The organism is Pseudomonas rustica, from assembly GCF_018336155.1.
GTDB classification, from domain to species: Bacteria; Pseudomonadota; Gammaproteobacteria; order Pseudomonadales; family Pseudomonadaceae; genus Aquipseudomonas; species Aquipseudomonas rustica.
Genome location: NZ_JAGYHF010000031.1, coordinates 1 through 2,676, shown reverse-complemented (window position 1 = coordinate 2,676; position 2,676 = coordinate 1). Strand labels below are relative to the sequence as shown.

1 protein-coding gene is annotated in these 2,676 nt (G+C 54.1%); it reads right to left on the bottom strand.

The genetic code is table 11. The features are described 5' to 3' along the window. Positions 1 to 163: 163 nt before the first annotated feature. The coding region (locus tag KFS80_RS26665; protein WP_212546463.1) for an RHS repeat domain-containing protein at positions 164 to 2,676 on the bottom strand (2,513 nt) is incomplete at its 5' end.

Sequence of the window (2,676 nt, the reverse complement as noted above, 5' to 3'; positions counted from 1 at the left end):
AACCCTGCGAATCGCCAATGCTCGCGGGTCGACGACGGAGAGGGTGGGATGAGGTGAGTGCCGAGTCGCCTTCATGGCTGTAAACGTCCTCCAGACTTAGGGGTAGCCTGAAGGTTTTTTCATCGGTCCGATACTGTAAGAAGTAACAGGTGAAGTGAAAGAATCACGTTCGTGAGTGGCGACTGAACAAGGATCGAAAAAACGACGGTTTATTGCCTTGTCCCTTGGGCGGCGAAGCCGGTTGTCTCGCAGCTAGCGTCCGTTTAGGCGGCGGTGCCACGGCCCTCGCATACCTCGCCTCGGACTCTTTGGCGTAGATCTGTTGCGCAGTCATTCCTGATGCGTCCATTTTAAAAATCACATTGATTCCTTCGCTACTTTCCCAACGCTCTTTAGCGGCTTCCCATACTCCTTGTTCTTTCAAGTGCTCAATCAGGCCTTTGAAGTCACTTTTGTATTGCTTCACCAATTGCCCGTAATGTTCTGGGGAGCTAATCGATTCCATTCGGATTGCTGAATCAAACGATGTGCTTTCAGGTACCGGCACATACCTGACTGATTGTTGCTGCGGCGCAATCTCGCGAATCATCGCCTCGACCGCGATCGAAGGCTCAGGCTTGTAATGGCCTGAATGATTGTTAATGAGAAATCTGTTGCCTTGCGCGTCCTCACTTTTCATCAGGCCGGCGAATTCCGGCAAGCCCATACCAGGCTGTATGCCCATATGTTGAAAGTGCATGTTGGCGTACAGACGAAGCTTCTTATCTTGATCGCGGAACATGGCGATGGCTTGGCCGAATGAAGACGGGGTCCACTCCGAAAGTTCTCCCTCATAGACCTTCATCCCTTGCCCATACACCAAACCAGTGCTGGCGAAAGCGGCTTTTTTTTCGTCCCAGATCAGCTCCTCAAACCATCCGGTGCCGATATCTTTGGCGATGGGATTGACGATATCGCTGATAAAAATATCCACCGGGATTTTTATCAGGCCCTGCCAATCGTAAAAATTGAGCGGGCAGTTCCCCACCATTTGATATTGATTCAGGTCGTCGGCACTCCCCGCCGGATCCGCACTTACCCACCGCTGCAGCCACGGTGCGTAATAGCGGTAGCCATAGTAATAAAGCCCTGTCGCATCACGTTCCTTGCCGCTATAGCGATGGGTTTTGTACCTCGCCACTGACTCACTTTTACCTGCCCAGCAGGCTGTACCGCCAAATGCGTAATAGTGTTCAAGCGTCAGTATTGCGCCCTCGTCATCCAGTTCCATCGTGCTGGAACCCAGATGATCGCTGTGGCCATAACGCAATTGATCTGGATGCGCCCCGTCGGGCCAATGCAGAATCCGTACTGAGTTGCGCCCGGCGATGACATTGATGACATGGTGTTCTTCACCATTGTTGTGCTGCCGCAACTCCAGTCCCGGCAGATAACGGACTTGGCTACGCAGCGCCCGACCTGCCACGCTGGCAACTGAAACTTTGCGCACTCGGTGACCCGGCCGATCGTAGCGGTAACACTCAAAATCGTCCTGTTGGTTTTCTCGCGAAACCAGTGCCACTTCATGCAGTTGGTTGTGAGTGTCCCAGACCATATTTTGGCCGCGATTCAATTCAATTTGATTGCCGCACTTATCGAATCCGGCATTGATTTCCGGCTCTCCTGGCAACGAACCATCATTGCGCTGCCCGAGGCTACGGTTGCTGTTGCCGGAGGTGAACATCGCAAATCCGGCCGTTGCGCTGTGCTGGCGGGAAACGAGATTGCCGCCGCTGTCGTAGACGAACTTCTGGAGATAATTGCGGCGCTGAGCAGGATCCAGCGGTGTCGCAATCAGCTCGGGTAATGCCGGCCCGTGACTTGGCTGGCTGACCTCCCAACCCTTGGCTTCGATCAGTTGATAGAGACTGTCGTAACGGTAAGAACAGACCGGAGCAATGCGCTGGTTATTGAAGTAAGTGACAGGTTGGGACTTGTCTTCCAGCTCGACGATATTGCCCACCGGATCGACGCAATAACGCAGATCCAGCAAGGGTTTATGAGGATGGATGGCAGCGGTCAACCGAGTCAGCCGGCCATCCCTGGCGTCATAGTCAGCACGGGCGATAACGCCATTCCCGGCGGTTTCGAATTCAACCTGATCCTGAGCGTTGTAACGAATATCGCTGACCAGTTTTCGCGGTGGTTTTGTCTCCCCCGCCATTTGCAGCCAGACATCGCGAGATCTGCCAGCGAGGTCGTAACCGAACCTTTGCACGTTGTCGCGAGCGTCGATCTGCTTTAGCAATTGCCCTGCGGGATTGAATTCCGAGCAAGTAGTAAACGTCTGTTCTTCCAATAGCGCATCGCGCCCCGGGAGATCGACGGGCCAATCGGGTGTGTCAAGATCCTCAAGGAATCGCTCCTGCACCGTCAATATGGAACCGGCTACGCCATAGCTGGGGCATTTCCGCGAACCTGCGGGATGATCGTGGCGGATCAATCGGCCGCACTGGTTGTGTTGCGCGAGCGCTTCATCGGCGTCGCCATAAATTAGTCGCTCAACAATTTTTGCTGGGTGGCTGACCCTCTGCTCTGTAACGGAGACTGAGCGACGTTGTGTGTCGTACTCATAATGTCGCTGCGTACCCCGTGCATCCCAGAACGAAAGCGTTGATCCCGCCTGTTCCAGCAAGC